This window comes from Vibrio sp. OPT46 (assembly GCF_015163535.1).
Lineage (GTDB): Bacteria > Pseudomonadota > Gammaproteobacteria > Enterobacterales > Vibrionaceae > Vibrio > Vibrio alginolyticus.
This window is the reverse complement of record NZ_JADDYG010000584.1, coordinates 1-6,283: the sequence shown is the minus strand read 5'-3', so window position 1 is coordinate 6,283 and position 6,283 is coordinate 1. Positions and strand designations below refer to the sequence as shown.

Sequence of the window (6,283 nt, the reverse complement as noted above, 5' to 3'; positions counted from 1 at the left end):
CATTTTAATTACCTATTCTGAATATTAAAATTGGTTACAAAACGCTCAAGAGAGCACGCTTAGCCTCCAACGGAAGCTTTAAGCATAAAAAACAGTATCTTATAATTTATTTGTTTGAAGTTGTTGTTACGCCATAAAGGCAATTTAAAAAATCTATAACAACTAAAACGCTCAACATTGTTATTTTATTTATTAAGCGATTTATAAAGAAAACTAACTCTTTTTAAATTTCATTAAAAGATTATGACTATATGAACAAAGCAACATGTGAACTAAAGTCACAATCTTAGAGTTTGGAGCTAAAAGATCATTAAAATTTCTGTGTAGACTACACGCCATTAAGTTAAAACACTTTCGATTGTTAACGCACGGTAAAATATAAATGGAAAATAGAGTTAGCGAGCCTATTTCTGATAGTCAACTACTTGATGTAGAATTATTAGGCAAACCTATTCATATCATTCGTGAGAAGCTCGATAATTTAATTTCAGAATCTTGCTCAAACCTTACGACTGAATTACAAAATTGGCTCAGCACAGGAAAAGTGGAAGCTAGCTTAACCTCAGTAGACTTGCACCGCTTTACATCGGTTGAGATGGACAAAGAGCAAACGTCGACCTATCAACATCAGGAAGGCGGCATGGTATTCATCCATGGTAACCCTCACACGCTAATAAAGTTGGCTGATAGATTTTATGGTGCAAGTGCAGAGCGTTCAGCCGCTACTCTGACGGCCAGTGACTTACGTTTACAAGAGCGCATCAGTCGAATCATCATCGGTTGGCTTGCTCCTGGTGAAATGTGGGACACGGGTGAGTATGAGACCCCTAGAGGAATTGGCATTAACGTTCAATTAAACATTGCGTTTGACGATCATCAAGGCTCAATTCATCTCAAGCTAGATGGTCATCTTATTCAAACGCTGATCGAGCAGCTTGAACTGCAACCTGATACCGATTTGTTTCAACCTTTCTGTCGTTCTTTAGAGACGACCCCCGTTCGACTGAACGTTGTTCTAAGTAAAAAGAAGATGCCTTTAAGTGATGTGGTTGGCTTACAACCCAACGATATTTTACCTATTGAGCTTCTTAACACGGTTCCAGTAAGCATTGGCAACCAATCTCTATTTACAGGTCGTATTGCCGAGCAAGACGGCCAACTTGTTTTGATCTTTAACCCTGATAAGGAACCGCAGCGATGAGCGAAGCGCTAGAAACTAATGCATTCGACGCAGAAGAACTGAACTTTGATGATTTTCAATTAGAAGACTTTGAAGCCGAAGATACGCTCCAACAAGAACCAGCCACTGCGGAACGTGACCTTAGCTTTTTCAAAAGCATTCCTGTCACAGTCACGCTGGAAGTTGCGAGTAAGGAGATCCCACTTGGGGACTTAATGAAAGCGGGTGAAGGCACGGTTATCGAGTTGGAAAAGCTCAATGGCGAGCCTTTAGACGTGAAAGTAAACGGTTCTCTTATGGGCCACGCTGAAGTTGTCGTTGTCAATGATAAGTATGGACTTCGTCTGATCGATGTACATGACTCTGCATTGAGTGGCGTTGGTCAATAATCTTAGGTAGGCATCACAATGAAAAATCTGAGCGCTTGGCACCGTTGGTTACCTCTTTTGGTATTGGTGTCACTTTTGTTTGCTTTCCCAACAATGGCGGCTGACAACGGCTTAACTATCTTGTCCGTTTCTGATGGCGACACACAACAAGAATACAGCGTTAAACTGCAAATTCTGTTGTTGATGACGGCGCTCAGTTTTCTTCCAGCATTTATTTTGATGGCGACGAGCTTTACTCGAATTGTCGTTGTCCTTGCGATTTTGCGCCAAGCTCTTGGTCTTCAACAAAGCCCACCTAACAGAGTGTTGGTCGGGATCGCTCTCGCATTGACGTTACTGATTATGCGCCCTGTCTGGAGCGATATTTATGAAAATGCGTTTCAGCCATACGACAACGGCGAAATCACGCTAATACAGGCTTTTTCTGTTGCAGAGAAACCAGTGAGAGAGTTCATGTTGGCACAGACGCACCAAAGCTCTCTTGAACAAATGTTACGTATTGCCAATGAGCCTCTCGACCAAAACGTTGAGGATATTTCATTTGCCGTTGTCTTGCCTGCATTTGTCATTAGTGAACTGAAAACCGCCTTCCAAATTGGTTTTATGCTTTTCATCCCGTTTTTGGTCATCGACTTGGTTGTCGCCAGTGTCCTGATGGCAATGGGTATGATGATGCTATCACCTTTGATTGTCTCACTTCCCTTTAAGTTGGTGGTATTTGTACTCGTGGATGGTTGGGCAATGACAGTTGGCACCTTATCTGCCAGCTTCGGTTAACTAGGAGCAGTTATGACCCCAGAACTAACCGTAACGTTATTTTCCGATGCAGTATGGCTGATCATTTTGATGGTTGCCGTATTGGTTGTTCCAGGCTTAATTGTCGGTTTGTGTATCGCCGTATTTCAGGCTGCCACACAAATCAACGAGCAAACACTCAGCTTTTTGCCACGTTTGCTCGTTACCTTATTAATGGTGATTTTTGCAGGTCACTGGATGCTACGTAAGATCATGGAACTGTTTGATTTCTTGTTCCACAACATACCAGGGATGATTGGCTAATGGCCATCACATTTGCAGAGCTCTCGGCGATACTCGGTCAACTCTGGTGGCCGTTTTTTCGTGTGGGAGCCGTATTTATTTCAATGCCTTTCTTTGGTGATGCGATTATTCCTGTTTGGGTTCGTACTTTACTGGCCCTCTCGATCGTTGTCATTACTGGACCGTTAATGCCACCCATGCCACAAGTCGAGTTATTCTCTATGACTTCCCTGTTCCTTGCTTTTGAGCAAGCTATTTGGGGAGTAATGTTTGGGTTAATTTTGCACATGCTCTTTAACGTTTTCACCATGCTTGGCCAGGTGATTTCTCTGCAAATGGGCTTAGGTATGGCGATGATGAATGATCCTATTAACGGGCTTTCTGTCGCCATTTTGGGACGCATATTTCTGATTTTCTCAACCTTGTTGTTCCTCGCGCTAGAAGGACACTTACTCGTCATAGATATCGTGATTCAAAGCTTTGTTGTTTGGCCAGTCGGATCTGGTATCACATCGCTTTCTCTGCAAGGTGTTGTCAATATTTTCGGTTGGATGTTTGCCTCTTCACTCGCTTTGGCTTTGCCCGCTATTGTTTCCATGCTTCTAGCCAACATCAGTTTTGGTGTAATGAACCGAGCCGCACCATCACTTAATGTCTATGCGTTAGGTTTTCCTATGACGATGCTGCTGGGTCTATTCAGCGTATTAATCTCAGTTTCTGGTGTTCCTGGTCGCTACACGGCGCTCGTTCACGACACCATTAGACACTTGAGTAACTTTATGTTGGGGGGAGCATGAGCGATCAATCTTCTCAAGACAAAACTGAAAAAGCCTCACCGCAGAAGGTAAAGAAAGCCCGCCAGGAAGGACAAATTCCTCGCGCGAAAGAGTTTACTACTGCGGTGATATTTCTAGCGGTGGCGCTCTACTTTTACTCTCAGCTTAATAGTATTTGGGAAAGCATGTCGGGTATCTTTCGCTACAACATGATGCTGACGCGAGCCGACCTAGAAAATCCTAAACAACTTGTCGAGCAATTGGGACAAAGTTTAGCGGTCATCATAGACATGCTATTACCATTGTTTACCGTCATTATTATCGTGACCTGTGGTAGTAGCCTTGTGCTAGGCGGCTGGATGTTCCGTCCCGCGAACGTGATGCCAAAGCTCAGCAAAATTAATCCTTTGAGCGGGATAAAGCGCATTTTTTCGACCCGCTCAGTGGTTGAGCTCTTAAAGTCAACGTTCAAAGTAGCCGTGATATTCGGCATCTTATATGGCTATTTAGACAACCACTTACAGCCATTACTTGGCATGCAAAATCTCCCGCTCAGCCAAGGTTTTTCTCTAGTAATGTCAATTCTGTTTGAAGGCTTACTCTTAATGGGCTTCGCCTTGTTGTTATTTGGGGTTATCGACATTCCTTATCAGCGTTGGGAACACCTAAAAGAACTCCGCATGACGAAACAAGAATTGAAAGAGGAATTTAAAAATAATGAAGGTCGTCCGGAAGTAAAGCAACGTATTCGTCAAATACAGCAACAGTTTGCGCGCCGTAAGATCGATAAAATGGTGCCGACGGCTGACGTGATCATCACTAACCCAACGCACTATGCAGTCGCACTGAAATACGAGCCTTCACTTTCTGACGCGCCCTTTGTCGTCGCAAAAGGTGTAGACGAAACCGCTATGCACATTCAACGTATCGCCCGAGAAAACAAAGTGGAAATCATTAACTCCCCGCCACTTACCCGTTCGATTTATCACACGACGGCGATTGAACAAGCAATCCCAAGCCAACTGTACATCGCAGTGGCACATATTCTTACTTACGTTTTGCAATTGAAAGCCTTTCGTAAAGGTGAGGGAAAAGAGCCAATTCCTTTACCTCATTTTTCGATTCCAAAACATTTGCAGCACTGATTAACCCGCGTTTATCCAAGGACACGAAAGTATGCTTAACCGGTTAAAACAACTTCAAACATCAACCAAAGGCTACGTTGGCATTCCAATCGTCTTGCTAATGATATTAGCAATGGTGATTCTTCCTTTGCCTCCTCTGCTACTGGATGCGCTGTTTACCTTTAATATCGTCTTAGCAATCCTAGTATTGCTGGTCAGCACAACCGCAAAGCGACCATTAGATTTCTCTGTTTTTCCAACTATTTTGCTGGTCGCAACATTATTACGTCTCACATTGAACGTGGCTTCTACGCGAATTGTACTCCTAGAAGGACATAATGGTGGTGACGCAGCGGGTAAGGTCATTCAAGCATTCGGTGAAGTCGTCATTGGCGGTAACTACGTCGTTGGTATGGTGGTGTTCGTCATCTTGATGATCATCAACTTCGTCGTAATCACCAAAGGTGGTGAACGTATTTCTGAGGTTTCAGCCCGCTTTACGTTGGATGCTTTACCAGGCAAACAAATGGCAATTGATGCCGACTTAAACGCTGGCCTTATCGATCAGGAAACGGCTCGCTTACGCCGTAAAGAAGTCGCCAACGAAGCCGATTTTCATGGTTCGATGGATGGTGCATCAAAGTTTGTGCGTGGCGATGCCATCGCAGGTTTGTTGATTCTGTTTATCAATATCATTGGTGGTATTAGTATTGGTGTCTTCGAGCATGGACTCGCTGCGTCTGACGCCTTTAAAACTTATGCCCTACTCACAATCGGTGATGGTCTAGTTGCTCAAATTCCTTCACTACTATTGGCAACGGCTGCCGCGATTATCGTTACGCGAATTAATGATAGCGATAATGGCATGTCGGAAACCATGCAAAAGCAATTACTGGCAACTCCTGCAACGCTATTTACTGTCGCAGGTATTATGGCGGTAATCGGTATGGTACCGGGTATGCCACACCTAGCCTTTTTTGCGTTTTCTGGCGCATTAGCGTTCGCAGGGTGGCGTCAAACCAAGAAGCCAGTGCAAGACTCCCAGATTGAAGAGGTCGAAGCACTTTCACAAGCAATGCAAGACGATGATACACCGCTGACATGGGATGATATTCCTCACGTCCAAACATTATCACTTGCGCTTGGTTACCGACTCGTCCATCTAGTCAACAAAGAACAAGGGGCTCCTTTATCACAACGTATCCGCGGTGTGCGTCGAAACCTTTCTGAACAAGTTGGCTTTTTATTACCTGAAGTTCGTATTCGTGACAACCTGAGCCTCAAGCCAAACCAATACACAATTTCTCTAAATGGCGAAGTCATTGAGCAAGGTTTTATTGAACCAGAGCGTTTAATGGCGATAGCGGTTGGCGAAACTTACGGTGAGGTAGATGGCATTTTGGGTAGCGATCCTGCTTATCAGTTGCCAGCTGTGTGGATTGAGCATCAAGATAAAGCAAAAGCACTTAATATGGGTTACCAAGTTGTCGACGATGGCACTGTTATAGCCACTCATATTAGTAAAATCATGAAGACAAACCTTGCAGAATTGTTTACGCACGACGATGTGGAAGCAATAACCCAGCGTTTGACACAACAAGCCCCGAAACTAGCAGAAGCATTAGCAGCAGCACTTAATCCAGCACAGCAGCTGAAAGTATATCGTCAGCTTTTATTGGACCAAGTGCCACTAAAAGATATTCGCACGATTGCCAACACAATGTTGGAATCCGCGGAAAATACAAAGGACCCGATCCTACTTGCATCTGATGTGCG

The 6,283-nt window shown here is 43.9% G+C and carries 7 protein-coding genes; all 7 read left to right on the top strand.

The genetic code is table 11. The annotated features are described in order from the left end of the window. The first annotated feature begins 382 nt into the window (after positions 1-382). Positions 383-1,201: a FliM/FliN family flagellar motor switch protein gene (locus IQR33_RS23225; RefSeq protein WP_005375039.1), complete on the top strand. Its 819-nt coding sequence runs from the start codon at positions 383-385 to the stop codon at positions 1,199-1,201. Continuing rightward, on the top strand, positions 1,198-1,569 hold the full coding sequence (gene fliN / locus IQR33_RS23220; protein ID WP_005375038.1) for a flagellar motor switch protein FliN: 372 nt from the start codon (positions 1,198-1,200) through the stop codon (positions 1,567-1,569). Before IQR33_RS23225 ends, fliN begins: the two co-directional genes overlap by 4 nt. 18 nt (positions 1,570-1,587) lie before the next feature. Beyond that, positions 1,588-2,346, top strand: a complete 759-nt coding sequence (gene fliP / locus IQR33_RS23215; protein WP_005375037.1) for a flagellar type III secretion system pore protein FliP — start codon at positions 1,588-1,590, stop codon at positions 2,344-2,346. Positions 2,347-2,358: 12 nt separating this feature from the next. Beyond that, entirely contained in the window at positions 2,359-2,628 is a 270-nt protein-coding gene (gene fliQ / locus IQR33_RS23210; RefSeq protein WP_005375036.1) for a flagellar biosynthesis protein FliQ, read from the top strand. Continuing rightward, positions 2,628-3,404: a flagellar biosynthetic protein FliR gene (gene fliR, locus IQR33_RS23205; protein WP_005375027.1), complete on the top strand. Its 777-nt coding sequence runs from the start codon at positions 2,628-2,630 to the stop codon at positions 3,402-3,404. Before fliQ ends, fliR begins: the two co-directional genes overlap by 1 nt. Continuing rightward, positions 3,401-4,528, top strand: a complete 1,128-nt coding sequence (gene flhB, locus IQR33_RS23200; protein WP_005375025.1) for a flagellar biosynthesis protein FlhB — start codon at positions 3,401-3,403, stop codon at positions 4,526-4,528. Before fliR ends, flhB begins: the two co-directional genes overlap by 4 nt. A 31-nt stretch (positions 4,529-4,559) precedes the next feature. Continuing rightward, a partial coding sequence (locus IQR33_RS23195; RefSeq protein WP_193844088.1) for a flagellar biosynthesis protein FlhA occupies positions 4,560-6,283 on the top strand: 1,724 nt, incomplete at its 3' end.

Coding starts and splice junctions, on each gene's coding strand:
- fliQ (WP_005375036.1), top strand. CDS start 2,359: ATGACCCCAGAACTAACCGTAACGTTATTTTCCGATGCAGTATGGCTG.
- fliP (WP_005375037.1), top strand. CDS start 1,588: ATGAAAAATCTGAGCGCTTGGCACCGTTGGTTACCTCTTTTGGTATTG.
- fliR (WP_005375027.1), top strand. CDS start 2,628: ATGGCCATCACATTTGCAGAGCTCTCGGCGATACTCGGTCAACTCTGG.
- fliN (WP_005375038.1), top strand. CDS start 1,198: ATGAGCGAAGCGCTAGAAACTAATGCATTCGACGCAGAAGAACTGAAC.
- flhB (WP_005375025.1), top strand. CDS start 3,401: ATGAGCGATCAATCTTCTCAAGACAAAACTGAAAAAGCCTCACCGCAG.
- IQR33_RS23225 (WP_005375039.1), top strand. CDS start 383: ATGGAAAATAGAGTTAGCGAGCCTATTTCTGATAGTCAACTACTTGAT.